Below are 25532 nucleotides of genomic sequence, written 5' to 3'. Positions count from 1 at the left end.
CGTTCTCCTCAGAGGTGGGTGTAGACGTCGGCGAGCGTCAGGCCGCGCGCGATCATCAGCACCTGCAGGTGGTAGAGCAGCTGCGAGATCTCCTCGGCCGTGCGCTCGTCCGACTCGTGCTCGGCCGCCATCCAGACCTCGGCGGCCTCCTCGACGACCTTCTTGCCGATGCCGTGCACGCCGGTGTCCAGCTCCGCGACCGTGCCGGAGCCCGCGGGGCGGGTGGCGGCCTTCTCCGAGAGCTCGGCGAACAGGGTGTCGAAGGTCTTCACGCGGGCACTCTAGACGGCACGGGACGAAGCGCGCGCAGGGCGACCACGGTGGCGACGGCGGCCTCCGCAGCCTCGGCGCCCTTGTCCTCGTGCGAGCCCTCGAGCCCGGCGCGGTCGAGCGCCTGCTCCTCGTTGTCGCAGGTGAGCACGCCGAACCCGACGGGGACACCCGTGCGGATCCCGACGTCCGTGAGGCCAAGGGTCGCGCCCTGGCAGACGTACTCGAAGTGGGGCGTACCGCCCCGGATGACGACGCCGAGAGCGACGACGGCGTCCGCGCCGCCGGCGGCGGCGACCTGCGCCGCGACCGGGAGCTCGAACGTGCCCGGCACGCGGACGATCGTGACGTCCTCGACGTGCGCGGCCTCCAGAGCCCGCTGCGCGCCCGCGAGCAGGCCGTCCATGACGACGGTGTGCCAGCTCGCCGCGATGACGACGACCTTCAGGCCGGTTCCGTCGACGGTCAGGGTGGGTGCTCCAGCACCGCTCATGCCAGGTCCTCCAGGTTCTCGAACGCGTGGTCGTCGTGGTCCGCGCCGGGCGTCGCCGGCGTGGCGTGCACGGGCGAGACCGCGATGGGCTCCCGCTCCGTGCCGGGCGGCAGGTGGAGCAGGTGCCCCATCGACGTCGCCTTGGTGCGCAGATAGGCCTCGTTCTGCGGCGTGCGGCCCACCTCGAGGCTGCGGATCTCCTCGACGTCGATCCCGTGGGCTCGCAGACCGGCCACCTTCGCCGGGTTGTTGGTGAGCAGGCTCACCCGCTGCACGCCGAGGTCGGTGAGGATCGCCGCCGCGGCGCCGTACTCGCGCCGGTCGGCGGGCCAGCCAAGGTCGAGGTTGGCCTCGACCGTGTCCCGACCCTCGTCCTGCAGCGCGTAGGCCGCCACCTTGGCGAGCAGGCCGATCCCTCGACCCTCGTGCCCCCGCAGGTAGATGACGGCACCGCCCTGAGCGGCGGCGAGCTCGAGCGCGGCGTCCAGCTGGGGCCCGCAGTCGCACCGGGCGGAGCCGAAGGCGTCGCCGGTGAGGCACTCGGAGTGCACGCGGACCACCGGCGCCTCGGCCAGCCCGGCGGTCGGCACGAGGGCCACGTGCTCGGCGCCCGTGCGCAGGTCGCGGTAGCCGTGGATGCGGAAGTCGCCGTGCTTCGTCGGCAGGTACGCCGTGTGGGTCGCGTGCACCCGGTCCTTGGGCGGGGCCGCGACGGCCGCCTCGGCGGTGACGTCGTCACCGTGCTGCGTGCGCCACGCGACGATGTCCTCGATCGTCAGCAGGACCAGGCCCTCGGCCTCCGCCAGCTGCGACGCCACGTCGAGCCGGGTCATCGTGCCGTCGTCATTCACCAGCTCGGCGATGGCGCCGACCGGCTCGAGGCCGGCGAGCCGGCACAGGTCGACTGCGGCCTCGGTGTGGCCCGCACGGTGCAGCACGCCACCGGGCACGGCCCGCAGCGGGAGCACGTGGCCGGGGCGGATGAGGTCCTCGCGGCCCGACGCCGGGTCGGCGAGCACGTGCAGGGTGCGCGCACGGTCCGACGCCGAGATGCCGGTGGTCACGCCGGTCGCCGCGTCGACGGTCACCGTGTACGCGGTGCGCCGCGGGTCCTGGCTGTGCGGCACCATCAGCGGCAGGTCGAGCGCGTCCGCCCGCGACGCCGGCATGGGCGCGCACAGGTAGCCCGACGAGTGCCGGATGGTCCACGCGATCCACTCGGGCGTCGCCGACTGGGCGGCGAGGATGACGTCGGCCTCGTTCTCGCGGTCGGGCGAGTCGGCGACGAGCACCGGGCGCCCCGCGCGCAGCGCCTCGAGCGCCTGCTCGACCGTGCCGGTCCGCACGCCGGTCGGGGCGGTCATCGCAGCACCCCCGCCGACGACAGCAGCCGCTCGGTGTACTTGGCCAGCACGTCGACCTCCAGGTTGACCCGCGCGCCGGGCGCGAGCGTGCCGAGGGTCGTCGCCTCGAGCGTGGTGGGGATGAGCGAGACACCGAACGACTCGTCGGTGACGTGGGTGACCGTGAGCGAGATGCCCGAGACGGCGATCGAGCCCTTCTCGGCGACGTACCGGGCAAGCTCCGGCGCGAGGCCGATCTCGATGTCGTCCCAGCGTGGCCCGGGCGACCGGCTCAGGATGGTGCCGACGCCGTCGACGTGCCCCTGCACGACGTGGCCGCCGTACCGGCCGCCGACCGGCAGCGCGCGCTCGAGGTTGACCGGGCTGGACACGCCGACGTCCTCCAGCGCGCTGCGGCGCAGCGTCTCGGGCATGACGTCCGCGAAGAACGTGCCGTCGCCCGGGAGCTCCGTCACCGTGAGACAGACGCCGGAGACGCTGATCGAGTCACCCAGGTGGGCGTCGGACACGACGAGCGGGCCGCGGACCCGCAGGCGGGCGTCGGACCCATCTGGGCCATGCTCGATGGCCTCGACGGTGCCGATCTCCTCGACGATTCCGGTGAACATCAGTGCTCCTCCGTGCGGTGTGTGTCGATGCTCGCGACGACAAGGACGTCGGGGCCGAGCGGGATGACGGATCGGGTGGTCAGGCGGACGGCGTCGCCGATGCTGGTGACGCCGAGGTCGGCCATGGCGGACGGGCCGGCGCCGAGCAGGACGGGCGCGACGTAGGCGTGCACCTCGTCGACGAGCCCGGCCCGCAGGAACGCCGCGGCGAGCGTGGGCCCGCCCTCGACGAGCAGGTGCCGGACCTCACGCGCGGTGAGCAGCGCCAGCACCTCGGCGGGGTCGTGCGTCCGGACGTGGACCAGCTCGCCGCCCGGGCCGCGCAGGCGGGCGTCCGACGGGATGTCGCGCTGCCCGACGACGACCCGCAGCGGCTGGTCTCCGTGCAGCTCCCCGGCCGCGTTGCGCGCCGTCAACGACGGGTCGTCGGCCAGGGCGGTGCCGGTGCCGACCGCGATGGCGTCGACCTCGGCGCGCAGGTCGTGGGCGTGGTGCCGCGAGACCTCCGACGTGATCCACCGGCTCGAGCCGTCCGCGGCGGCGATGCGCCCGTCCAGCGAGGTGGCGATCTTCAGGGTGACGAACGGACGACCGCGCTCGACCGAGGGCAGCCAGGCGCCCAGGAGGGCCCGCCCCTCGTCGGCCAGCAGCCCGGTCTCGACCTCGACGCCCGCGGCACGCAGACGTTCGGCTCCCCCGGCGGCGACGGGGTTGGGGTCGGGCACGGACACGACCACGCGCGCGACCCCGGCCTCGAGCAGGGCCACGGAGCACGGGCCCGTGCGGCCGGTGTGGTTGCACGGTTCGAGGGTGACGACGGCGGTCGCCCCGCGCGTCGACATCCCGCGCTCGGCGGCGTCCGTCAGCGCCGCGACCTCGGCGTGCGGCGTGCCCGCCCCGCGGTGCCAGCCCTCGCCGAGGAGCTCGCCGGACGGGCTCAGCAGCACGGCGCCGACGCGGGGGTTGGGGCCGTTCGCGGGTCCGCGCCGCGCGATCTCGAGCGCACGCCGCATCGCGTCGGTCTCGGAGGGTGCGCGCACACCGGTCTCGGTGCTGGCCATGTGTCACCTCCGGGCGCGATCGCTCCGGGGTGAGGGCGGCAGGAGTGATCCCGCAACCACGGCGCACAGGGCGCCGCCACGTGATCCTCCCATCCGGACTTTCACCGTCGGTCCTGGAGTTCCACCAGGTCAACCGCCCGATCCTTGCGGACCGTGCGGGTCGCGGACTGTCACCGCCGGCTCGGAATTACACCGACCCCGGAGCACGTGTGTGTGTTCGTACTGCGCCAACGATCATGCCACACGGGACATTCCCGCCGGTCAGGCGTCCGCGTCCGCCAGGCTCCGGAGGGCGGCGATCTCGGCCGCGATGTCGGGAGCGCCGTAGACGGCCGACCCCGCGACGAACGCGTTCGCGCCCGCGGCGGCGATCCGGCCGATGGTGTCGCGCGCGACTCCCCCGTCCACCTGCAGCCACGTGTCGCCGCCGGTCGCGTCCAGGACGGCCCGGGCGCGCCGGATCTTCGGCAGCATCCCCTCGATGAACGACTGGCCGCCGAAGCCGGGCTCGACCGTCATCACCAGCACCATGTCGAACTCGGGCAGGAGGTCGAGCAGCGGCTCGATCGGCGAGGCCGGCCGCAGCGCGATCCCGGCGCGCACGCCGCGCGACCGCAGCTGGCGGGCCAGCCGCACGGGTGCCTGCGTCGCCTCGACGTGGAACGTCACGGAGGCCGCGCCGGCCGCGRCGTACTCGGGCGCCCACCGGTCGGCGTCCTCGATCATGAGGTGCACGTCGAGCGGGACMGGCGAGACCTCGGCGATCCGCGTCACCACGGGCAGGCCCAGGGTGAGGTTGGGCACGAAGTGGTTGTCCATGACGTCGACGTGCACGAAGTCCGCGGTCGAGATCGCCTGGAGGTCACGCTCGAGGTTGGCGAAGTCGGCGGACAGGATGCTCGGGTTGATCAGCGCAGGCACCCGGCCAGCGTAGAGGGCTCAGCTCGTCCGGCGGAGGAGCGTCAGGTGCATGGCGTCCGTGCCGTGCACGTGCGGCCACAGCTGCACGTCCGTCCGCGCGTCGTCCAGCTCGACGGCTCCCCCCGGCGCGATCCCGCGCACCACCGCGCGCGCGTCGATCGGCTCGACCGCGATCCCGGCCCGGCCCGCGGCACGCAGAGCGTCCTTGACGACGAGCTGCGTCTCGACGAGGTGCGGCGAGCACGTGACGTAGGCGACGACGCCGCCGGGGCGCACCGCCCGCAGCGCCGAGATCAGCAGGTCGCGCTGCAGCGCGCTCAGGCCGGCGAGATCGGCGGGCGACCGGCGCCAGCGCGCCTCCGGACGCCGACGGAGTGCGCCCAGACCGGTGCACGGGGCGTCGACCATCACGCGGTCGTACGAGCCCGGCTCGTCGGTGCCGACCGTGCGCCCGTCGCCGGTGCGCACGTCCTCGACCGCGTCCGCGGGCACCGCGCGCAGCGCCTGCTCCACCAGGCGGGTGCGGTGCGGCTGCACCTCGTTGGCGACGATCCGCGCGCCGCGCTCGCCGGCGACGGCTGCGAGCAGCGCCGCCTTGCCCCCGGGGCCGGCGCACAGGTCGAGCCAGCGCTCGTCCGGGCCGTCCAGCGGCGCCTCGGTCAGCGCGAGCGCGACCAGCTGGCTGCCCTCGTCCTGCACCCCGGCGCGACCGTCGCGGACGCTGGTCAGGGCCGCCGGGTCGCCGCCGGACAGGACGACCGCGGTCGGTGCGAGGGCGCCGACCGTGCCCACGCCGTCGCCGGCGTCGTCGACGACCTCGTCGGTCCCCGCGAGGCCCGGCCGCGCGACGATCGTCACGCGGGGCGCGACGTTGTCGGCCGCCAGCAGCGCGCCGACCTCGTCGGCGGAGCGACCGTTGCCCACCAAGGCCTCGCGCAGTGCGCGGACGACCCACACCGGGTGGCTCTCGACGACCGCGAGCCGGGCGAGCTCGTCGTCGCCGGCGGCGTCGGCGATCCGCTGCTCCCAGGCCTCGGGCGTCTCGCGTCCGACCGCGCGCAGGACGGCGTTGACGAACTGCGAGGGTCCGGTGCCCAGCTGCTCGCGGGCCAGCCCGACGGTCTCCGAGACCGCCGCGTGGGCGGGCACGCGCATGCCCAGCAGCTGGTGGACGCCGAGCCGCAGCACGTCGAGCGCGGGCGCATCGATGGTGTCGACGGCGCGGGAGGACGCCTGCGCGATGATCGCGTCGTACCGGCCCTGCAGGCGGAGCGTGCCGTATGCCAGCTCGGTCGCGAACGCGGCGTCGCGTCCGGTGATCCGGCGCTCCCGGAGCAGCGGCGGGAGCACGAGGTTGGCGTACGAGTCCGTGCCCGCGACCGCGCGCAGGACGTCGTACGCGGCCGTGCGGGCCGGGTCGCTGCCCCGGCGGCGCTGCGACGGAGTCGCGGCGGACCGCTGCGTCCGGCCCTGCGACCTGGCCGCTCCGCGCTGGCGACCMTGCGGGTCGCGCCGGTCGTCGACGGGGCTCATGCGGCACCCCCAAGCACGATGTCMGCGTCGAGCCGGGCGCCGCGCGCCCAGTCGGCCGCCGACATCGAGCGCTTGCCCTGCGGGGTCACCTCGGTCAGCCGCACCGCGTGCCCGCCGGTCCCGACGAGCACCTCCTTCTTGCCGACGAGCAGCTGCCCCGGTGCGAGGTCCGCCACGTCCGGGACGAGCAGGACGGGCGCCAGGCCCAGCCGGGAGCCGTCCGGCAGCGTCGTCCACGCGCCGGGCGCCGGGGTGCAGCCGCGGATCCGCCGGTCGACGGCGTGCGCCGGGTGCGACCAGCGCACCCGAGCGTCGTCGACCTCGATCTTCGGCGCGAGGCTGACGCCGTCGGTGGTCTGGTCGACGGGGCTGAGGATGCCGTCCTCCAGCGCGTCGAGTGTCTGCACGAGCAGGCCGGCGCCGGCCACGGCGAGGCGCCCGAGCAGGTCACCCGAGGTGTCGCGCGGGCGGATCGTCTCCGTGAGGAACCCGAAGACGGGGCCGGTGTCCAGGCCGGCCTCGAGCCGGAACGTCGATGCGCCCGTGACCTCGTCGCCGGCGATGATCGCGTGCTGCACGGGCGCGGCTCCGCGCCAGGCGGGCAGGACCGAGAAGTGCAGGTTCACCCAGCCGTGCACCGGCACGTCGAGCAGGGCGGGCGGGATCAGCGCGCCGTAGGCCACGACCGGTGCCGCGTCGACGGCTAGCTCCGCCAGCCTGGCCTGGAAGTCCTCGTCGCGCGGTCGCTGCGGGGTGAGCACCTCGAGGCCGGCCTCCAGCGCCCGCGCCTTGACCTCGCTGGGCGCCGACGAGCGGCCCCGGCCGGACCGCGCGTCGGGCCGGGTGAGCACGGCCACCACCTCGTGACGGGAGGCGAGGAGCGCCTCGAGCGACGGCACCGCGGCCGCGGGAGTTCCGGCGAAGAGCAGTCGCATGGCGTCGATCCTAGGTGCGCGGCAGCGCGAGCCCGCGCGCGGCGAGGTCCGAGCGCAGGGCGTCCGCCGACGTGAACAGCAGCGCGTCGAACCCTGCCGCGGCCGCCGCGGCGACGTTGGTGGCGGAGTCGTCGGTGAACACCGTCCGCCGGGGGTCCAGGCCGTAGCGCTGCGTCAGCAGCCCGAACACCCGCGGGTCGGGCTTCGCCACCCCGACCTCACCCGAGACCAGCACGTCCTCGAGGAGCCCGATCGCCGGTGCCGCCGGCTCCGCCAGGTGGAACGTCTCGGCCGACCAGTTGGTCAGGCCGAGCAGCCGGACCCCGAGCGCCGCCAGGTCCCGCACCAGCCGCTCCGAGCCGGGCACGGGTCCGACCAGCGTGTCCGCGAAGTGCGCGACGTACAGGTCCAGCGCGGGCAGGTGCTCGGGGGCGCTGGCCGCCAACTCCTGGCGGGCGTCGGCCCAGGAGCGGCCCGCGTCCTGGTGGTGGTTGAAGGCCATGAAGTCGAGGTCCGTGAAGAAGGCCTCGACCTCGCGTGCCGGCAGCCGACCGACGAACGGCCGGTACGGGTCCCAACCCACCAGCACGTTGCCGAGGTCGAACACCACGGCGTCGATCATCGGGCGCTCACCCCAGCTCCGCCGGGTCCAGCACCACGCGGACCGATCCGCCCTCGCGACGGGCGCTGCGCACCGCCAGCGACGCCGCGACGGCCTTCGCGAGTGCGGCGCCCCGGGACCGGGGCACGCGCACGATCGCCCGCACGTCCGGTTCGAGCGCGCCGGCCTCGGCCTCCCCGACGGGGACCGGACCGAGGACCTCGGCGTCCGCCAGGTCGAGCCGCGCCAGCAGGGTGTCGACGGCGTCCCGCGGCCCGGTGACGGCCGCCATGCGGACCGACGGCGGGAGCGCGAGCTCGACCCGCTCGCCGACCTCCCGGGAGGCGTACCCGGCCGGGTCCCACCGCACGAGCGCCTGCGTCGCGCGCTCCTCGGCGTCGCCGACCAGCACGACGACCCCGCCCTCGGACGAGGGGCGCACGAGGGCCGCGGCAGCCAGCCAGCGACGCAGGGCGTCCTCGCCGGTGCGCAGCGACACCCCGGCGGTGCTCACCGCGGCGTCGAGCAGGAGGGCCGCCGCGTAGCCACCCGGTGCCACCGGCTCGGCGCCCGGCGTCGAGACGACGACGGCCGGCACGTCTGGGACCGTCGCCAGCACGCCGGCGGAGGCGCGCGCGCCGGACACCCGGACGGGGACGCCCGGGAAGGCGCGACCGAGCTCCTCGGCCGTCCGTTCCGACCCGACCCGCACCGACCGCAACGCCCCGGCACCGCACTCGGTGCAGCGCCAGTCGGTGGCCAGCCGGCCGCACCAGCCGCAGGTCGGGACCCCGCCGGCGCTGGTMAGGCCGAGCGGGCCGTGGCAGACGCCGCACAGGGCGGCCGTGCGGCAGCGGCCGCAGGCGACGACGGGCACGTACCCGGCGCGCGGCACCTGGACCAGCACGGGTCCGTCCGCGAGCCGGTCCCKGAGCGTMTTCCACGCGGGCGCGGGCAGCCGAGCGGCGGCCGCCGGACCCTCGCGGGCAAGCTCGACGGACGTGAGCGCGAGCACCCGKGCGGCCCGGGCGCGCGTCGTCGCCCGGTCCGCCGTGACCTCCCGCGCCCAGCCGGACTCCACGAGCGCCTGCGCCTCGACGCTGCGGCCGTGCGCCGCTACGAGGAGCGCGCACCCCTCGAGCTCCGAGCGCAGCGCCAGCACCTMGCGCACGTGCGGGTAGGGCGCGCGCGGCTCGGCGTGCAGCGGGTCGCCGTCGTCCCAGACGACGGCGAGCCCGAGGTTCTGGACGGGGGCGAACGCCGATGCGCGCGTCCCGACGACCACCGATGCCTGCCCGCGCAGCGCAGCGAGGAACGACCGGTAGCGCGCGGCGGGGCCGTCGTCGGCCGCCAGGCGGACGGCTCCGCCGGACGAGCCAGGGGTCCAGCGTGGGATCCCGACGTCCTCGAGCGCCGTGAGGACGCGGTCGATGTCCCGGGCGTCGGGGACGACGACCAGAGCGCCCCGGCCACCCAGCACGCACGCCGCGACGGCCTGGGCGAACGCGTCGGGCCACCGATCCCCCGCCGCGCCGGGCAGCGCCGACCAGACCGCACGCGGCGCCCCGCCGGCGGTCACGTGCTGCAGCAGGGCGGCGCCACCGCGGTACGGCGCCCACGCGGTGGCCGACGGCGACGGAGCCGGCGGCTCGTCCGCGGGCGTCGGCACCTCGGCCTCGACGCGGGCGTGCCGCGCGGGGATCGCGAGGCGCAGCACGTCGTTGAGCGTGCCGGCCCAGCGGTCGGCCACCGCGCGGGCGAGGCGCGCGACCTGCGGGGTGAGGACTGGCTCCGCGGACACGACCTTGCGCACGGGCACGAGCGCACCGTCGTGCTCCGCCTCGTCCACGCGGTCGAGGACGTAGCCGTTGACGTCTCCCTGCGCGCCGAACCGCACCTTGACCCGGGCGCCCGGCACTGCGGTGTCCGCCAGCGCCGCGGGCACCAGGTACTCGTACACGCGGTCGAGGTGGGCGGGCACCAGGTCCACGCACACCCGCGCCACCGGCTGGTGCTCGGCCAGGGCCGCACCGCCGGGCAGGGCGCGGGACCGGCGCCGGGGCTGCGGCAGGCCCTCGAGCATCAGCTGCTCGCCGCTCCCGCTCACGTCCACCGGGTCATCACACCATCCGCCGCCCACGGGTGACGGCCCGCGGGAAGGAGCCGGTTCAGCCCACCGCGGACTGCAGGTCCGCCACGCGGTCCGTGCGCTCCCAGGTGAACTCGGGCAGCTCGCGGCCGAAGTGGCCGTAGGCGGCGGTCTTGCGGTAGATCGGGCGCAGCAGGTCGAGGTCGCGCACGATCGCGGCCGGGCGCAGGTCGAAGACCTCGCGGATGGCGGCCGTCAGCCGGGCGACCGGCACGGTCTCCGTGCCGAACGTCTCGACGTAGAGGCCGACGGGGTTCGCCTTGCCGATGGCGTAGGCGACCTGCACCTCGCAGCGGCGCGCGAGACCCGCGGCGACGATGTTCTTGGCCACCCAGCGCATCGCGTACGCCGCCGAGCGGTCCACCTTCGACGGGTCCTTGCCGGAGAACGCGCCTCCGCCGTGCCGCGCGATGCCGCCGTACGAGTCCACGATGATCTTGCGGCCCGTGAGGCCCGCGTCGCCCTGGGGACCGCCGACGACGAAGGTGCCGGTCGGGTTGACCAGCAGGCGGTAGTCGGAGATGTCGAGGTCGAGCTGTGCGAGGACCGGCGTGACGACCAGCTCGGAGATCGCGGGCCGCAGCGTGGTCTCCAGCTGCACGTCCGGGTCGTGCTGCGTGGACAGGACGACCGTGTCGAGCCGCACGGCGCGGTCGCCGTCGTAGCCGATGGTGACCTGGGTCTTCCCGTCGGGCCGCAGCCCCGGGACGACCTCCTCCTTGCGCACGAGCGTCAGGCGCTCGGCCAACCGGTGCGCGAGCCAGATGGGCAGCGGGAGCAGCGTGGGGGTGTCGTCGCTGGCGTAGCCGAACATCAGCCCCTGGTCGCCGGCGCCCTGCGCGTCGAGCGGGTCGAGGTCCGACGTGTCCTCGCGGACCTCGATTGCCTTGTCCACGCCCGCGGCGATGTCGGGCGACTGCTGCCCGATCGACACGGAGATGCCGCACGAGTCGCCGTCGAAGCCGATGGCGGAGGACGTGTAGCCGATGCCCTTGACCACCTGGCGGACGATCTGTGGGATCTCGACGTACGCGCTGGTGGTGACCTCGCCGGCGACGTGCACCAGGCCCGTGGTCACCATCGTCTCGACCGCCACGCGCGCCTGCGGGTCCTGCTCCAGGATCGCGTCGAGGATGGCGTCGGAGATCTGGTCGCAGATCTTGTCCGGGTGCCCCTCGGTCACGGACTCGGACGTGAAGAGGCGCAGGTCGGGCTGAGTCATGGCCGACAGCGTAATGGGCGCGCCCCGCGCCAGGTGCTCGATCTCAGCCGCGGGCCACGACGGCGTCCCAGACGGCGTCGGCGACCTGGTCCTTGCTGCCGCTGGCCTCGGCGACGACCGCACCCGTCCCGTCGAGGATCGTGACGTCGTTGGCGTCGCTGCCGAACCCCCGACCACCACCCACGGCGTTCACCACGAGGAGGTCGGCACCCTTGCGCAGCGCTTTGGCGCGACCGTGCTCGAGCACGCTGCCCGTCTCGTCGCCCGTCTCGGCCGCGAAGCCGACGACGACCTGGCCCGCGCGCAGCCGGTCGGCGGCGAGCTCGGCCAGGATGTCGACCGTCTCGACCAGCTCCAGCACCGTGGGTTCGCCGTCGTGCTGCTTCTTGATCTTCGACTCCGCGCTCGTGCGCGGTCGGTAGTCGGCGACCGCGGCCGCCATGACGACGACGTCGGCGTCCTTCGCGGCGGCCCGGACGGCGTCACGCAACTCCGCGCCGGTCTCGGCGCGCACCACGTCGACCCCAGCCGGGGCGGGGACGTCGATGTTCGCGGCGACCAGCGTGACCCGGGCGCCCCGGGCGTGCGCCGCCCGGGCGAGCGCCACGCCCTGGCGGCCCGAGGACCTGTTGCCGAGGAAGCGAACCGGGTCGAGGGGCTCACGGGTGCCGCCGGCGGAGACCACGACGTGCCGGCCGACCAGGTCACGCGGCCGGTCGACGAGCAGGGCCAGGGCGGCGGCCGCGATGTCCTCGGGCTCGGGCAGCCGGCCCGGTCCGGTGTCCGCGCCGGTCAGGCGACCGGCGGCGGGGTCGAGCACGTGAGTGCCGCGGGCTCGCAGCGTCGCCACGTTCGCGACGGTGGCCGGGTGCTCCCACATCTCCGTGTGCATCGCGGGGGCGAGCAGCACCGGGCACCGGGCGACCAGCAGGGTGGCGGTCAGCAGGTCGTCCGCCTGGCCGGCGGCCGCACGGGCGAGCAGGTCCGCCGTCGCCGGGGCGACGATCACGAGCTCGGCCTGCTTGCCGACGGCGACGTGCGCCACCTGGTCGACGTCCTCGAACACGTCGGTGGTCACCGGCTGGCCCGAGAGGGCCTCCCACGTGGCACGGCCGACGAATTCGAGCGCCGCCCGCGTGGGCACCACGCGGACCTCGTGGCCCTGCTCACGCAGCAGCCGGAGCAGCAGCACAGCCTTGTAGGCGGCGATCCCGCCCGCGACCCCGAGGACGATGCGCATGGTGGGGCGGTCAGCCCTCCGTGGCCTCGGACGTCAGCAGGCCGGCGTCGATCTCGCGCATGGCGATCGAGAGCGGCTTCTCCTGCGGACGGGTGTCGACCAGCGGGCCGACGTACTCGAGCAGGCCCTCGTTGAGCTGCGAGTAGTAGGCGTTGATCTGACGCGCGCGCTTGGCCGAGTACAGGACGAGCGCGTACTTGGAGTCGGCGCGCTCGAGCAGACGGTCGATGGGCGGGTCGGTGATGCCGGTGGGGGCGGCGACGGTTCCGGACACGGTGATCTCCCGTACGTAAGAGGGTGGGACTGGGTCCATCCTACCTGGTCGCGATCCCCATCCCGCGGACCAGCTCGTCGGTCGCCCGGTGCACGTCGTCGTTCACGATGACCTGGTCGAACTCCGCCTCGGCCGCGAGCTCGACCCGCGCCGTCGAGAGGCGGCGCTCGCGCTCCTCGGCGTCCTCGGTCCCCCGCCCGACCAGGCGGCGCTCCAGCTCGGTGAACGACGGCGGCGCGAGGAACACGAAGTGCGCGTCCGGCATCGAGGCGCGCACCTGCCTCGCGCCCTGCAGGTCGATCTCGAGGAGGGCCGGCTTGCCGGCCGCGAGCCGCTCCTCGACCGGCTTGCGGGGGGTGCCGTACCGGTTGCGCCCGTGCACGACGGCCCACTCGAGGAGGTCGCCGCGCTCGACCATGCGGTCGAACTCGTCGCCCGAGACGAACAGGTAGTGCACCCCGTCCACCTCGCCCGGCCGCGGTGACCGCGTCGTCGCGGACACCGAGAGCCAGACCTCCGGGTAGCGGGAGCGGACGTCGGCGGACACCGTCCCCTTGCCGACGGCTGTCGGTCCGGCGAGCACGGTCAGCCGGGCAGGCGTCGTCGTCATGGGTGGTGCGGTACTCCTCGAGATGCGCGGCGCCGGCAGCCTGTCACCCGAAGCGGTCGACGAGGGCCTTCACCTGGTGCGGTCCGAGACCGCGGACGCGCCGGGTCTCGGAGATTCCGATCTCGGAGATGATCGCACGCGCCTTGACCTTGCCGACGCCAGGGAGCGACTCGAGCAGCGCCAAGACCTTGAGCTTGCCGATCGTCTCGTCCTGCTGCCCCTGGGCGATCACCTCGGAGAGCGTGCCCTGCGAGTACTTGAGGCGATTCTTGACCTCAGCGCGGGCCTGCCGGGCGGCCGCGGCCTTCTGGAGCGCTGCCGCTCGTTGTTCGGGAGTCAGCGGAGGGAGTGCCACGCGCGTCACCTTCTCGTCAGTGGGCCGGCGACCCACGTGGAGTGCGCGGGATCGTGAGAACGAAACTAGCGAGCGCCACCCTCATCGGCAATGTGAGCGGGCGTCCAACGCGCCCGGACCTGCACCGACACGCCGTGCGCGAGCTCAGGAGAGCGCCGCGGCAGCCTCGTCCGACCCCTTGCGGGCCGCGGCGCGCAGCGCGCTCACGGACGGGCCTGCGGCCAGGACGCCCCGCGACGACGACGCGAGCACCGACCGGCGCGCGTCGCCGAAGACGTCGGCCAGCTCGGCCGCGCCGGCGCCCTGGGCGCCGACCCCCGGGGCGAGCAGGGGTCCGCGGACGGCGGCGAGGTCGACGCCCACCTGACGCGCGGCGTCGCCGATCGTCGCGCCGACGACCAGGCCGAMCGACCCCAGCGCCGCGCCCGACGACGCGATCTCCGCCTCGTTGGCCGCCTGTGCCGCCCGCGCGATGCTCGCCGCCACCGAGACCCCGTCGGCGCTGCGCGCGTGCTGGACGCTCGCGCCCTCGGGGTTGGATGTCAGCGCCAGGACGAAGAGCCCGCGGCCCGAGGCCGACGCGGCCTCGAGCGCCGGGGCGAGCGATCCGAAGCCGAGGAACGGCGAGACGGTCAGCGCGTCGCCGGCCAGCGGGGAACCGTCCCGCAGGAAGGCGTCCGCGTAGGCGCCCATGGTCGAGCCGATGTCGCCCCGCTTGGCGTCCACGATCACGAGGGTGCCGGTGTCCCGGCCCGCCGCGACGACCTCCTCGAGCACGGCGACGCCGGCGGACCCGTGCCGCTCGAAGAACGCGGCCTGCGGCTTGACGGCCGCGACCTGCCCGGCGACCGCCTCGAGCACGGTCAGCGCGAACCGCCGCAGGCCCGAGGCATCGTCGGCCAGCCCCCATGCCTCCAGCAGGCTCGTGTGGGGGTCGATGCCGACGCACAGCGGCCCGTGGGCCTCCATGGCGGCCGCCAGGCGGGCGCCGAACGCGGCGATCACGCGCGGGCCGCCGCGCGTGCCTCGCGGCGCACCAGGGCGGCCGCGTCGTGCTCCTGCAGGCTGGTCACCTTGAAGGGGCCTGCCAGCCGCGCCTCGATGGCCTGCACGGCGGCGCCGAGCTGCTGGACGGTGGTGACCATGGCCTTGTCGGCCGCGGTCGTCGCCGCCCGGATCTCGTAGCCGTCCGCGCGGGCGCCCTGGCCCGACGGGGTGTTCACCACCATGTCGACGGAGCCGTCGGTGATGAGGTCGACGATGGTCGGCTCCCCCGACTCGCCGCGACCCGAGGAGTACTTGCGCACGACCGTCGACGCGATGCCGCTGCGGTGCAGGACGGCCGCGGTGCCCTCGGTCGCCAGGATCTCGAAGCCCAGCTCCGCCAGGCGCTTGACCGGGAAGATGATCGAGCGCTTGTCCCGGTCGGCCACCGAGATGAACGCCCGCCCGCCGGTCGGCAGGCCGCCGAACGCCGCGTCCTGCGACTTGGCGAACGCCGTCGGGAAGTCGACGTCGAAGCCCATGACCTCGCCCGTGGAGCGCATCTCCGGGCCGAGCACGGTGTCGACGACCACGCCCTCCTTGGTGCGGAACCGCTTGAACGGCAGCACGGCCTCCTTGACGGCGATCGGTGAGTCGAGGTCGAGCACGCTCGCGTCGTCCACCGGGAGGATGCCCTGGTCGCGCAGGTCGGCGATCGAACGGCCTGCCATGACCAGCGCGGCGGCCTTGGCCAGGGAGACGCCGGTGGCCTTGGAGACGAACGGGACCGTGCGCGACGCCCGCGGGTTGGCCTCGAGCACGTAGAGCACGTCGGAGACCAGCGCGAACTGGATGTTGAGCAGCCCGTGCACCCCGACGCCCCGCGCGATCGCCTCGGTGGACAGGCGGATGCGCTCGAGCTCGCTGGCCGAGAGCGTGACCGGCGGAAGCGTGCACGCCGAGTCGCCGGAGTGGATGCCAGCCTCCTCGATGTGCTCCATCACGCCGCCGAGGAACAGCTCGGTGCCGTCGAAGAGCGCGTCGACGTCGATCTCGATGGCGTCGTCGAGGAAGCGGTCGATGAGCAGCGGCGGCAGCGTGCCGGCCCGCCCCCCGTCGGCCGCGTTGTCGAGCGCACGCTGGACGTACTCGTTGAGCTGCGGCTCGTCGTAGACGATCTCCATGCCGCGCCCGCCCAGCACGTAGCTCGGGCGCACGAGGACCGGGAAGCCGATGCGGCGGGCCGTGTCGCGGGCCCCCGCCTGCGTCGTCGCGGTGCCGAACGCGGGTGCGGGCAGGCCGGCGGCCTCGAGCACCTTGCCGAACTCCCCGCGGTCCTCGGCGGCGTCGATCGCGGCCGGCGAGGTGCCGAGGATCGGCAGGCCGGCGTCGAACAGGCGCTGCGCCAGCGACAACGGCGTCTGGCCGCCGAGAGTGACGATGAGGCCCTCGACCGGTCCGGCGGCGAGCTCGGCGGTGTAGACCTCGAGCACGTCCTCGAACGTCAGGGGCTCGAAGTACAGCCGGTCGGACGTGTCGTAGTCCGTCGAGACGGTCTCCGGGTTGCAGTTGATCATCACGGTCTCGTACTCGCCCTTGAGCGCCAGCGCGGCGTGCACGCACGAGTAGTCGAACTCGATGCCCTGGCCGATGCGGTTGGGGCCGGAGCCGAGGATGAGGATCGCCGGGCGGGTGCGCGGGGCGACCTCCGACTCCTCGTCGTAGGACGAGTAGTGGTACGGCGTGCTGGCGGCGAACTCGGCGGCGCAGGTGTCGACGGTCTTGAACACCGGGCGCAGGCCGACCGCGTGGCGGGCGCCGCGGACGGCGTCCTCCGACGTGCGGCGCAGGGTCGCGATCTGGGCGTCCGACAGGCCGTGGCGCTTGGCGTGCAGCAGCACGTCGCGGGTGAGGGCGTCGGCCGTGCGGGTCTGCTCGGCCACCTCGTTGATGAGCTGGATCTGGTCGAGGAACCACGGGTCGATGCCGGTGAGCTCGTAGACCTTCTCCAGGCTGACGCCGAAGCGCAGGACCTGCTGGACGTCGACGAGGCGGTGCTCGGTGGGCCGGGAGATCGTCGCGACGAGCGCGTCGAGGGCGTCACCGGTCAGGGCGTCGCCGGCCCAGTGGAACACCGAGCCCTTCTTGTCGATCGACCGCATGGCCTTGCCGAGCGCCTCGGTGAAGTTGCGGCCGAGCGCCATCGCCTCGCCGACCGACTTCATGGTCGTGGTCAGCGTGTCGTCGGCCGCCGGGAACTTCTCGAACGCGAAGCGCGGGACCTTGACGACGACGTAGTCGAGCGTGGGCTCGAACGACGCCGGCGTCGAGCCGCCCGTGATGTCGTTGGGGATCTCGTCCAACGTGTAGCCGACCGCGAGCTTGGCCGCGATCTTGGCGATCGGGAACCCGGTCGCCTTCGAGGCCAGGGCGCTCGACCGCGACACGCGCGGGTTCATCTCGATGACGACGATGCGGCCGGTCGACGGCTCGATGGCGAACTGGATGTTGCACCCGCCGGTGTCGACGCCGACCTCGCGGATGACCGCGATGCCGATGTCCCGCAGGCGCTGGTACTCGCGGTCCGTCAGCGTGAGCGCCGGGGCGACCGTGACCGAGTCGCCGGTGTGCACGCCGACCGGGTCGACGTTCTCGATCGAGCAGACCACCACGACGTTGTCGTGCTTGTCGCGCATGAGCTCGAGCTCGTACTCCTTCCAGCCGAGGATCGACTCCTCCAGGAGCACCTCGGTGGTCGGCGAGTAGTGCAGGCCCTGGCCGACGATGCGGCGCAGGTCGGTCTCGTCGTACGCGATGCCCGAGCCGAGACCGCCCATGGTGAACGACGGGCGCACGACGACCGGGTACTTGAGGTCGTCGACGGCGGCGAGCGCGTCGTCGATGGTGTGGACGATCGCGGAGCGGGCGCTCTCGGCGCCGCAGACCTCCACGACCTCCTTGAACTGCTCGCGGTCCTCGCCCTTCTGGATCGAGGCGATGTTGGCGCCGATGAGCTCGACTCCGTACTTCTCCAGCACGCCCGCCTCGTCCAGCGCGATCGCCGCGTTGAGCGCCGTCTGGCCGCCCAGCGTCGGCAGGATCGCGTCCGGGCGCTCCTTGGCGATGATCGTGGTGAGGACCTCGGTGGTGATCGGCTCGACGTAGGTGGCGTCGGCGAACTCCGGGTCCGTCATGATCGTCGCCGGGTTCGAGTTGACCAGGATGACCCGCAGGCCCTCCTCCTTGAGCACGCGGCACGCCTGCGTCCCCGAGTAGTCGAACTCGCACGCCTGGCCGATGACGATCGGGCCGGACCCGATGACGAGGACGCTCTGGATGTCTGTGCGCCGGGGCATCAGGCGGCACCCTTCTTCTCGTTCATGAGGTCGACGAAGCGATCGAACAGGTAGGCCGCATCGTGCGGGCCTGCCGCCGCCTCCGGGTGGTACTGCACCGAGAACGCCGGCAGGTCGAGCGCCTGCAGGCCCTCGACCACGTCGTCGTTGAGGTCGACGTGGCTGACCACGACCCGGCCGTAGCGGCCGCCGTCGTGCGGCGCGACGGACTCGCCGTCCAGCGGGGCGTCGACCGCGAAGCCGTGGTTGTGGGCCGTGATCTCGACCTTGCCCGTGGCGCGGTCCATCACCGGCTGGTTCACGCCGCGGTGGCCGTAGCCCAGCTTGTAGGTGCCGTAGCCGAGCGCGCGGCCGAGCAGCTGGTTGCCGTAGCAGATGCCGAAGAACGGGATCCGGCGGTCCAGCACGTCGCGCAACAGGTCGATCTCGTGCGTCGCCGCCGCGGGGTCACCGGGGCCGTTGGAGAAGAAGACGCCGTCGGGCTGGGTCGCCAGGACGTCGTCGATCGTCGCGGTGGAGGGCAGCACGTGGACCCGCACGCCGCGCTCGGCGAGCCGCTGCGGCGTCATGGCCTTGATGCCGAGGTCCACCGCCGCGACGGTGGCGATGTGCTCCCCCACCGGCTCGACCACGTACGCCTCGTCGGTGGACACCTCGCCGGCCAGGTCGGCGCCCGCCATCGCGGGCGCGGCCAGCACGTCGTCCAGCAGCTCGTCGTCGGGCCGGCGCTCGCCGTCGCCGTCCAGGAGGGCGGCGCCCGAGAAGATGCCGGCGCGCATGACGCCGCGCTCGCGCAGGTGGCGCGTCAGGGCGCGGGTATCGATCTCGCTGATCCCGACGATGCCCTGGGCCACGAGGTCGTCGTCGAGCGTCCGCTGGGAGCGCCAGTTCGACGCACGCCGGGCGGGGTCGCGCACCACGTAGCCGGCCACCCAGATCTGCGCGGACTCGTCGTCCTCGTCGTTCACGCCGGTGTTCCCGATGTGCGGGGCCGTCATGACGACGATCTGCCGGTGGTACGACGGGTCGGTCAGGGTCTCCTGGTAGCCCGTCATGCCGGTGTTGAAGACGATCTCGCCCAGCGTGGAGCCTTCGGCGCCGTACGGGCGACCCGTGAAGGTCCGGCCGTCCTCGAGAACGAGCACTGCGTCGGTCATGAGTTCTCCTCCTGCGCGGGCGCCTCGCCCGTGGTGGTCAGCGTCGTGATCGCGTCGATGAGCCGCGCGTGGTCCGCGGCGTGCTTGGGCCGAAGGCCGGTGTCGAGGCCGCGGGGATCGGCGGGGTCGCCCTGCCAGGTGAGGACCACGAGGCCCTCTCCCCCGACGACCTTGCCGGCCATGCCCGGCGCGGACCCGGCGGACCGGACCGCGGCGGCGGGGACGAACAGGTCGGTCGAACCCTGGCGGGTGATCCGCACGCCGGCGTCGAACACGCCGACCTGCGCGGGGCTGCGCACGCCCAGGCCATAGGCGGTGACCCGGTCGAGCCAGTCTCCCGCGCGCGTGGTCGACACGTAGACGGCATCAACCGGGGCGAGCCGCTCCGCCCCCAGCCCGGCGGGTGGCACCGGCAGCGCCGGGAGCAGCGCGGCCGACCGTCGGGTACGTGCCTGCCAGCCGGCGCGCATGCCGCGGTAGACCAGCAGCACGACCAGGACGAGGACGATCGTCGAGATCGCCTGGCGGCTCACGAGGAGACCACGACGCTCTCGTCGCACGCGGACCCGTCCATCACCGTGGCCCGGCCGCGCAGGAACGTCGCGATGACGCAGCCCGACAGCTCGCGGCCGCGGAACGGCGAGTTGACGCTGTGCGTCGCCTGCTCCTCGGGCACGACGACGCGGCGGATGCCCGGGTCGACCAGCGTGAGGTTGGCGGGCTCCCCCACCGCGATCGGTCGGCCATGGTCGCTGACCCGGCCGATGCGGGCCGGCGCGGTGGACAGCACGCGGGCGACGTCGGCCCAGGTCATCCGGCCGGTGTCGACCATCGTCTCCTGCACGACGGACAGGGCGGTCTCCAGCCCGGTCATGCCGAACGCGGCGGCCCCCCACTCGCAGTCCTTGTCCTCGCGCGTGTGCGGCGCGTGGTCCGTGGCGACGATGTCGATCGTGCCGTCGGCCAGGCCCTCGCGGACAGCCTCGACGTCCCGCTGGGTGCGCAACGGCGGGTTGACCTTGAACACCGGGTCGTACCCGCGTGCCAGCTCGTCGGTGAGCATGAGGTGGTGCGGCGTGACCTCGGCGGTGACGTCGATGCCCCGCGACTTGGCCCACCGGATGATCTCGACCGAGCCGGCCGTCGACAGGTGGCAGACGTGCAGCCGCGACCCGACGTGCTCGGCCAGCAGCACGTCGCGCGCGATGATCGCCTCCTCGGCGACCGCGGGCCACCCGGCCAGGCCCAGCTCCGCGGAGACGACGCCCTCGTGCATCTGGGCGCCCTCGGTGAGCCGCGGCTCCTGCGCGTGCTGCGCGATGACCCCGTCGAACGCCTTGACGTACTCGAGCGCGCGCCGCATGACGACCGGGTCGTGCACGCACTTGCCGTCGTCGGAGAACACCCGCACCTGAGCCGCGGACTCGGCCATGGCCCCCAGCTCCGCCAGGCGCTCGCCCTCGAGGCCGACCGTGACGGCGCCGATCGGACGAACGTCGGCCCACCCGGCATCGCGGCCCAGCCGCCAGACCTGCTCGACGACGCCCGCGGTGTCCTGCGTCGGCGTCGTGTTGGCCATCGCGTGCACGGCGGTGAAGCCACCCATCGCCGCGGCGCGGGTGCCGGAGCGGACCGTCTCCGCGTCCTCGCGGCCGGGCTCGCGCAGGTGCGTGTGCAGGTCGACCAGGCCGGGCAGGAGGACGAGCCCGCGGCCGTCGATGATCACCGGGTTGTCGGCCTTCGCCTCGGCGTCATCACCGATCGCCGCGATGATGCCGTCGGCCAGCAGGACGTCCGTCGTGCCGTCGCCCAACGGGCTCACGTCCCGCAGCAGGTAGTTCCTCGTCACGCGTCAGCGCCCTTCTCGTCGGTACTGGTGATGGCTCGAGCGGGGGCGTCGCCGCCCGCGAGCAGCAGGTACAGGACGGCCATGCGGACCGCGACCCCGTTCGCCACCTGCTCGACGATCACGGCACGCGCGGAGTCGGCGGCGTCCGCCGAGATCTCCAGGCCGCGGTTCATCGGGCCGGGGTGCAGGACGATCGCGTGCTCCGGCAGGTGGCTCAGGCGCCGCGCGTCCAGGCCGTAGCGGCGGGTGTACTCGAGCGGGCTCGGGAAGAACCCGCCGCCCGCGCTCGACATCCGCTCCCGCTGGACGCGCAGCATCATGATCGCGTCCGGCTTCTCGTCGGCGATCACCTCGTCGAGGTGGTACGACACGCGCGCCGGCCAGGCGCCGACCCCGACGGGCAGCAGCGTGGGCGGAGCGACGAGCACCACCTCAGCGCCGAGCGTGTGCAGCAGCTGCACGTTGGACCGCGCGACGCGGCTGTGCAGCACGTCGCCGACGATCGCGACCCGCAGCCCGGCCAGGTCGCGCCCGGTGACGTCGCCCGGACCGACCAGGTGCCGGCGCAGCGTGTAGGCGTCGAGCAGGGCCTGCGTCGGGTGCTGGTGCATCCCGTCGCCCGCGTTGATCACGGCGCCGTTGGTCCAGCCGGCCGTCGCCAGCGTGTGCGGCGCGCCGGAGGCGTGGTGGCGGATCACCACCGCGTCGGCGCCCATGGCCTGCAGGGTCAGCGCGGTGTCCTTGAGGGACTCCCCCTTGGAGACGCTCGACCCCTTGGCGGAGAAGTTGATGACGTCCGCCGACAGCCGCTTCGCGGCCGTCTCGAACGAGATGCGGGTCCGGGTGGAGTCCTCGAAGAAGAGGTTGACCACCGTGCGGCCGCGGAGCGTGGGGAGCTTCTTGATCTCGCGAGCCTGCGTCGCGGCCATGGAGCCGGCCGTGTCGAGGATGCGGACCGCGTCGACGACGTCGAGGTCGGCCGTGGACAGCAGGTGCTTCATCGCGCCCCTCCCTCGATGAGGACGGCATCGCGCCCGTCGCTCTCCTCCAACAGGACGCGCACGCGCTCGCTGGTGGAGGTGGGCAGGTTCTTGCCGACGTAGTCGGCACGGATCGGCAGCTCGCGGTGGCCGCGGTCCACCAGCGCCGCGAGCTGGACCGCCCGCGGGCGACCGAGGTCGTTGATGGCGTCCAGCGCCGCGCGGATGGTCCGGCCCGAGTAGAGGACGTCGTCCACCAGCACGACGACCTTGCCGTCCAGGCCGCCGCCGGGGATGTCCGTGGCGCCGATGGTCCGGGTGGGGTGCTGCGCGAGGTCGTCGCGGTACATCGTCACGTCGAGGCTGCCGACGAGGAGCTCGGGGTCCAGGCCCGGCTCGACCGCGACGAGGCGGTCCGCGAGGCGGCGGGCCAGCGGCAGGCCGCGCGTGGGGATGCCCAGCAGGACGACGTCGGCGCCACCCTTGTTGCGTTCGAGGATCTCGTGCGCGATGCGCGTGAGGGCCCGGCTGATCTCCGGGGCGCCGAGGACCACGTTCGCGTCGTCGTCGACGATGTCCGTGGCGGGCGTGGGCGTGCCAGTGCTCATCAAGCAAACTCCTTCCCCGCCTCACGGGACGGGTCTTAAAGGAATGTCTCTCGAGCAGCCACCCTACCGCGCAGAACGGGCGCCCCTGACGCTGTGTCCGTCAGCGCCTTGCGCGATGTCCGTCACGCCCGTGACGGGTCGATCGCCCCCGCCAGCACCTGGATGAGCAGGGGGTGGACCATCTCGGCCGGCAGCGCCTCGAGCGTGGCCATGACACCCGCGAGCTCGTCGGGGAGGCCCTCGGTCAGGACGCGTCCGGCGAGCGACGGGTCCGGGACGGCGGGCGGCAGACCCCGCACGGCGTCCGCGGCGGCGACGAGCGCCGCGACGAGTTCCTCGACGATCCCGGCCGTCACGGCGGTGACCGTGAGATGGGCCGTCCGCGGCAGCGGCGCGCCGCCGGGCTGGTCCATCGCGGGCTGCGCCTGGAGCAGCCAGCCGTGCCGGCGCACCTCGTCGATGAAGGTGAAGGGATCCACCCGCTCACCTGCGGGCAGCGACTCGTCCGTGGCGAGCGCGATGAGCGGCCCGGTCGGGTTTCCGACGACCCGCAGGCCGCGGATCCCCGCCGCGGCCCCGACCAGGCGGTCGGTGGCGCGCCGCGTCGCCGCGACGAGCTCCGCCAGGCCGTCCGTGCCGAGCACCTCGAGCACCGCCCACGCGGCGGCCATCGACCCCGCGCCCCGCGAGCCCAGGATGGTCGGGTTCACCACGGGGTACCCGGGCCACGCGGTCGTCGCGAAGTACTGCGCGCGGTGGCGCTCGCGGCCGCGGTAGAGCACGACGGACGCCCCCTTGGGCGCGTAGCCGAACTTGTGCAGGTCCGCCGAGATCGACGTGACGCCAGGCACCGCGAGGTCCCACGGCTCCGCGACGCCGCCCCACCAGGGCAGCACCCACCCGCCGACGCAGGCGTCGACGTGGCAGGCCACCCCGCGCTCGGCGGCGCCGGCCGCCACCGCGACGACCGGGTCGATCGCGCCGAACGGGTAGCTGGGCGCGCTGACGACGACGAGCGCCGTCCGGTCGTCGACGTGCGCGAGGACGTCGGCCGCGCTCGGCACTCCCGTCGCGCGGTCGACCGGCACGGGCACGACGTCGAGGTCGAGGTAGTGCGCGGCCTTGTGGAACGCGGGGTGCGCGGTCGTCGGGAGCACGAGGGTGGGTCGGGCCTGCGCGCGCGACGGGTCCGCCGCCCGCCACAGGTCGCGCGCCGACTTCACCGCGAGCATGCAGGACTCCGTGCCGCCCGACGTGACCGACCCGACCGTGTCGGCGTCGCCGTGGAGCACGTCGCGGGCGAACGCGACGAGCCGGCTCTCCAGCGCGGCGACGGACGTGAACGTCGTCGGGTCCAGGCCGTTGACCGGCAGGAACAGCCGGACCGCCTCGGCCGCGACCGCGTCGAGGTCGGGGCGACCCGGGTCGTAGACGTACGACAGGACGCGTCCCCCGTGCGTGGGCGGGTCCGCCGCGCGCAGGCCGGCCAGGTCGGCGAGGACGTCGTCGGAGGTGCGGGGGGTGCTCACGGGCGGGACTCCTCGATCGAGCTGGCGGGGGTGGCGTCGACGACGGCCTCCGACAGGGGGTAGCGGGACAGCGGGAGCAGGCTGACGAAGGCGAGCACCGCGGGCAGCACGGAGAACGCGAGCGTGATCCCCGTGAGCGCGGACGCCGGCTGGGTGACCACCTCGTCGCCCGTCCGCGAGGTGAAGCCGGTCAGGGCGAGCATGCCCAGCACGAGCGTGGGGCCGAGGGCGAGGCCGGCGGTCTCCCCCGCCGTCCAGACGCCGCCGAGCACGCCGGCGCGGTCCTCGCCGCGCTCGCGGGCGTCGACGGCGACCACGTCGGGCAGCATCGCGAGGGGATAGAGCTGCATCCCGGCGTACGCGACCCCGGCGAGGGCCACCGAGACGTAGACCCAGCCCCCCGGTGCCCAGCGCATCGGCAGCAGGGAGAGCGCCGCGACGGCGAACAGCGTGGACGCGCCGACGAGCGACGTGCGCTTGCCGACCCGTCGGGCGAGCCTCGTCGCGAGCGGCATGACCAGCAATGCCGGCGCGACGAGCGCGACGAAGAGGTAGGTCACGGCACCCTCGGACCCCAGCGTGTACGTCGCGACGTACTGCGCGCCCGCGAGCATCGCCCCCGTGGCCAGCGCCTGCAGCACGAACGTCGACAGGAGCAGGCGGAACGCGGGGATCTCGCGCAGCGCCGACAGGCCGAGACGCAGCGCCTCGCCCCTGCGCTCCGGGCGGCGCTCGACGGGCTGCCCGGCGGCCACCGCGTCGCGGGGAGCGCCCCACCACGCGGTGAGCATGCCGAGCCCGATGACCAGGCCACCGACTGCGCCCATCAATGCGTACCCCGTGCGACCGCCGCCCGCGGCGTCACGCACCAGCGGTCCGCCCGCGCCGAACGCGAGGATGGCGACGGCAAGCACCGCGATGCGCGGGGCCAGCAGCCGCGTCCGCGACCGGTAGTCGGGCGCGATCTCGGCCGGCAGCGCGATGTAGGGCACCTGGAAGACGCTGAACGAGGTGGCCGCGGCGACGAAGGCGACGACCACCCACGCGGCCGCCGACCAGCCGGTGAGCGCGCCGGGCACCACGAAGAGGGCCGCGAAGAGCACCGGGATGGTCACCGCGCCCGCGAGCAGGAACCGTCGGCGGTTTCCGTGGCGGGCGGCGGACCGGTCCGACGCCGCGCCGATGAACGGGTCGATGACGACGTCCCACAGCTTGGGGACGGTCACGACCAGGCCGGCCAGGCCCGCGGCCACGCCGAGCGTGTCGGTCAGGTAGTACGCGAGCACCAGGCCGGGCAGGGTGCCGAAGCCCCCGGTGCCGACCGATCCCAGCGCGTAGGTGGCGACCGTGCGGCGGGAGAGCGGCGCGGCGGCGGGCGGCGATGTCACGGCGTGAATGATGCCAGGCCAGCCGTCACTCGGATGCCACGTCAT

24 protein-coding genes and 1 riboswitch are annotated in these 25532 nt (G+C 74.2%); all 24 genes read right to left on the bottom strand.

Going from position 1 to position 25532, the window contains the following annotated elements; genetic code table 11:
- Positions 1–8: 8 nt before the first annotated feature.
- Positions 9–272: a phosphoribosyl-ATP diphosphatase gene (locus tag AC1DYZ_RS09575; protein WP_056094875.1), complete on the bottom strand. Its 264-nt coding sequence runs from the start codon at positions 270–272 to the stop codon at positions 9–11.
- Positions 269–763, bottom strand: a complete 495-nt coding sequence (ribH, locus tag AC1DYZ_RS09570; RefSeq protein ID WP_456824680.1) for a 6,7-dimethyl-8-ribityllumazine synthase — start codon at positions 761–763, stop codon at positions 269–271. The genes AC1DYZ_RS09575 and ribH overlap by 4 nt, the downstream gene beginning before the upstream one ends.
- Positions 760–2127, bottom strand: coding sequence for a 3,4-dihydroxy-2-butanone-4-phosphate synthase (gene ribB / locus AC1DYZ_RS09565; protein ID WP_477064971.1), 1368 nt, complete (start codon positions 2125–2127; stop codon positions 760–762). The genes ribH and ribB overlap by 4 nt, the downstream gene beginning before the upstream one ends.
- The gene (locus AC1DYZ_RS09560; protein ID WP_477064970.1) at positions 2124–2735 is read right to left on the bottom strand and encodes a riboflavin synthase; all 612 of its coding nucleotides are present in this window, start codon (positions 2733–2735) and stop codon (positions 2124–2126) included. The genes ribB and AC1DYZ_RS09560 overlap by 4 nt, the downstream gene beginning before the upstream one ends.
- Positions 2735–3796: a bifunctional diaminohydroxyphosphoribosylaminopyrimidine deaminase/5-amino-6-(5-phosphoribosylamino)uracil reductase RibD gene (gene ribD / locus AC1DYZ_RS09555; protein WP_477064969.1), complete on the bottom strand. Its 1062-nt coding sequence runs from the start codon at positions 3794–3796 to the stop codon at positions 2735–2737. The genes AC1DYZ_RS09560 and ribD overlap by 1 nt, the downstream gene beginning before the upstream one ends.
- Positions 3797–3873: 77 nt before the next feature.
- Positions 3874–4006, bottom strand: a riboswitch (FMN riboswitch).
- 51 nt (positions 4007–4057) lie between these two features.
- Positions 4058–4717 (bottom strand): ribulose-phosphate 3-epimerase, encoded by a 660-nt coding sequence (gene rpe, locus AC1DYZ_RS09550; RefSeq protein ID WP_477064968.1) that lies wholly within the window; start codon positions 4715–4717, stop codon positions 4058–4060.
- 18 nt (positions 4718–4735) lie between these two features.
- Complete coding sequence (locus AC1DYZ_RS09545; RefSeq protein WP_477064967.1) at positions 4736–6250, bottom strand: RsmB/NOP family class I SAM-dependent RNA methyltransferase; 1515 nt, start codon at positions 6248–6250, stop codon at positions 4736–4738.
- Positions 6247–7185: a methionyl-tRNA formyltransferase gene (gene fmt / locus AC1DYZ_RS09540; protein WP_477064966.1), complete on the bottom strand. Its 939-nt coding sequence runs from the start codon at positions 7183–7185 to the stop codon at positions 6247–6249. Before fmt ends, AC1DYZ_RS09545 begins: the two co-directional genes overlap by 4 nt.
- Positions 7186–7195: 10 nt before the next feature.
- On the bottom strand, positions 7196–7807 hold the full coding sequence (locus AC1DYZ_RS09535) for an HAD-IA family hydrolase (RefSeq protein ID WP_477064965.1): 612 nt from the start codon (positions 7805–7807) through the stop codon (positions 7196–7198).
- 7 nt (positions 7808–7814) lie between these two features.
- Positions 7815–9869 carry a primosomal protein N' family DNA-binding protein gene (locus tag AC1DYZ_RS09530; protein ID WP_477065064.1) on the bottom strand — a complete coding sequence of 685 codons (2055 nt, stop codon included), beginning with the start codon at positions 9867–9869 and terminating at the stop codon, positions 7815–7817.
- Between the two features lie 85 nt (positions 9870–9954).
- Positions 9955–11157 carry a methionine adenosyltransferase gene (gene metK, locus AC1DYZ_RS09525; RefSeq protein ID WP_477064964.1) on the bottom strand — a complete coding sequence of 401 codons (1203 nt, stop codon included), beginning with the start codon at positions 11155–11157 and terminating at the stop codon, positions 9955–9957.
- A 43-nt stretch (positions 11158–11200) separates the two neighbouring features.
- Complete coding sequence (gene coaBC, locus AC1DYZ_RS09520) at positions 11201–12397, bottom strand: bifunctional phosphopantothenoylcysteine decarboxylase/phosphopantothenate--cysteine ligase CoaBC (protein WP_477064963.1); 1197 nt, start codon at positions 12395–12397, stop codon at positions 11201–11203.
- Between the two features lie 10 nt (positions 12398–12407).
- Positions 12408–12671 carry a DNA-directed RNA polymerase subunit omega gene (rpoZ, locus tag AC1DYZ_RS09515; protein ID WP_028046344.1) on the bottom strand — a complete coding sequence of 88 codons (264 nt, stop codon included), beginning with the start codon at positions 12669–12671 and terminating at the stop codon, positions 12408–12410.
- Between the two features lie 40 nt (positions 12672–12711).
- A complete protein-coding gene (gmk, locus tag AC1DYZ_RS09510) occupies positions 12712–13281 on the bottom strand; it encodes a guanylate kinase (protein ID WP_477064962.1) in 570 nt (189 codons plus the stop codon).
- Between the two features lie 43 nt (positions 13282–13324).
- Positions 13325–13636: an integration host factor, actinobacterial type gene (gene mihF / locus AC1DYZ_RS09505; RefSeq protein WP_370505526.1), complete on the bottom strand. Its 312-nt coding sequence runs from the start codon at positions 13634–13636 to the stop codon at positions 13325–13327.
- Between the two features lie 144 nt (positions 13637–13780).
- Complete coding sequence (pyrF, locus tag AC1DYZ_RS09500; protein ID WP_477064961.1) at positions 13781–14641, bottom strand: orotidine-5'-phosphate decarboxylase; 861 nt, start codon at positions 14639–14641, stop codon at positions 13781–13783.
- Complete coding sequence (carB, locus tag AC1DYZ_RS09495) at positions 14638–17976, bottom strand: carbamoyl-phosphate synthase large subunit (RefSeq protein WP_477064960.1); 3339 nt, start codon at positions 17974–17976, stop codon at positions 14638–14640. The genes pyrF and carB overlap by 4 nt, the downstream gene beginning before the upstream one ends.
- The gene (carA, locus tag AC1DYZ_RS09490; RefSeq protein WP_477064959.1) at positions 17976–19133 is read right to left on the bottom strand and encodes a glutamine-hydrolyzing carbamoyl-phosphate synthase small subunit; all 1158 of its coding nucleotides are present in this window, start codon (positions 19131–19133) and stop codon (positions 17976–17978) included. Before carA ends, carB begins: the two co-directional genes overlap by 1 nt.
- Complete coding sequence (locus AC1DYZ_RS09485; protein WP_477064958.1) at positions 19130–19666, bottom strand: PH-like domain-containing protein; 537 nt, start codon at positions 19664–19666, stop codon at positions 19130–19132. Before AC1DYZ_RS09485 ends, carA begins: the two co-directional genes overlap by 4 nt.
- Positions 19663–20982 carry a dihydroorotase gene (locus AC1DYZ_RS09480; RefSeq protein WP_477064957.1) on the bottom strand — a complete coding sequence of 440 codons (1320 nt, stop codon included), beginning with the start codon at positions 20980–20982 and terminating at the stop codon, positions 19663–19665. The genes AC1DYZ_RS09485 and AC1DYZ_RS09480 overlap by 4 nt, the downstream gene beginning before the upstream one ends.
- Positions 20979–21983, bottom strand: a complete 1005-nt coding sequence (locus AC1DYZ_RS09475; RefSeq protein ID WP_477064956.1) for an aspartate carbamoyltransferase catalytic subunit — start codon at positions 21981–21983, stop codon at positions 20979–20981. The genes AC1DYZ_RS09480 and AC1DYZ_RS09475 overlap by 4 nt, the downstream gene beginning before the upstream one ends.
- Positions 21980–22570, bottom strand: coding sequence for a bifunctional pyr operon transcriptional regulator/uracil phosphoribosyltransferase PyrR (gene pyrR, locus AC1DYZ_RS09470; protein WP_477064955.1), 591 nt, complete (start codon positions 22568–22570; stop codon positions 21980–21982). The genes AC1DYZ_RS09475 and pyrR overlap by 4 nt, the downstream gene beginning before the upstream one ends.
- A 122-nt stretch (positions 22571–22692) precedes the next feature.
- Complete coding sequence (locus tag AC1DYZ_RS09465) at positions 22693–24099, bottom strand: pyridoxal phosphate-dependent decarboxylase family protein (protein ID WP_477064954.1); 1407 nt, start codon at positions 24097–24099, stop codon at positions 22693–22695.
- Positions 24096–25487, bottom strand: coding sequence for an MFS transporter (locus AC1DYZ_RS09460; protein ID WP_477064953.1), 1392 nt, complete (start codon positions 25485–25487; stop codon positions 24096–24098). Before AC1DYZ_RS09460 ends, AC1DYZ_RS09465 begins: the two co-directional genes overlap by 4 nt.
- Between the last annotated feature and the right edge of the window lie 45 nt (positions 25488–25532).

Source organism: Cellulomonas sp. P1_C4 (assembly GCF_056406355.1).
Note: the sequence above shows the minus strand (reverse complement) of the source record. Positions and strands in the feature narration are given on the sequence as shown.

Coding starts and splice junctions, on each gene's coding strand:
- ribH (WP_456824680.1), bottom strand. CDS start 763: ATGAGCGGTGCTGGAGCACCCACCCTGACCGTCGACGGAACCGGCCTG.
- ribB (WP_477064971.1), bottom strand. CDS start 2,127: ATGACCGCCCCGACCGGCGTGCGGACCGGCACGGTCGAGCAGGCGCTC.
- AC1DYZ_RS09560 (WP_477064970.1), bottom strand. CDS start 2,735: ATGTTCACCGGAATCGTCGAGGAGATCGGCACCGTCGAGGCCATCGAG.
- ribD (WP_477064969.1), bottom strand. CDS start 3,796: ATGGCCAGCACCGAGACCGGTGTGCGCGCACCCTCCGAGACCGACGCG.
- AC1DYZ_RS09535 (WP_477064965.1), bottom strand. CDS start 7,807: ATGATCGACGCCGTGGTGTTCGACCTCGGCAACGTGCTGGTGGGTTGG.
- metK (WP_477064964.1), bottom strand. CDS start 11,157: ATGACTCAGCCCGACCTGCGCCTCTTCACGTCCGAGTCCGTGACCGAG.
- coaBC (WP_477064963.1), bottom strand. CDS start 12,397: ATGCGCATCGTCCTCGGGGTCGCGGGCGGGATCGCCGCCTACAAGGCT.
- gmk (WP_477064962.1), bottom strand. CDS start 13,281: ATGACGACGACGCCTGCCCGGCTGACCGTGCTCGCCGGACCGACAGCC.
- carB (WP_477064960.1), bottom strand. CDS start 17,976: ATGCCCCGGCGCACAGACATCCAGAGCGTCCTCGTCATCGGGTCCGGC.
- carA (WP_477064959.1), bottom strand. CDS start 19,133: ATGACCGACGCAGTGCTCGTTCTCGAGGACGGCCGGACCTTCACGGGT.
- AC1DYZ_RS09475 (WP_477064956.1), bottom strand. CDS start 21,983: ATGAAGCACCTGCTGTCCACGGCCGACCTCGACGTCGTCGACGCGGTC.
- pyrR (WP_477064955.1), bottom strand. CDS start 22,570: ATGAGCACTGGCACGCCCACGCCCGCCACGGACATCGTCGACGACGAC.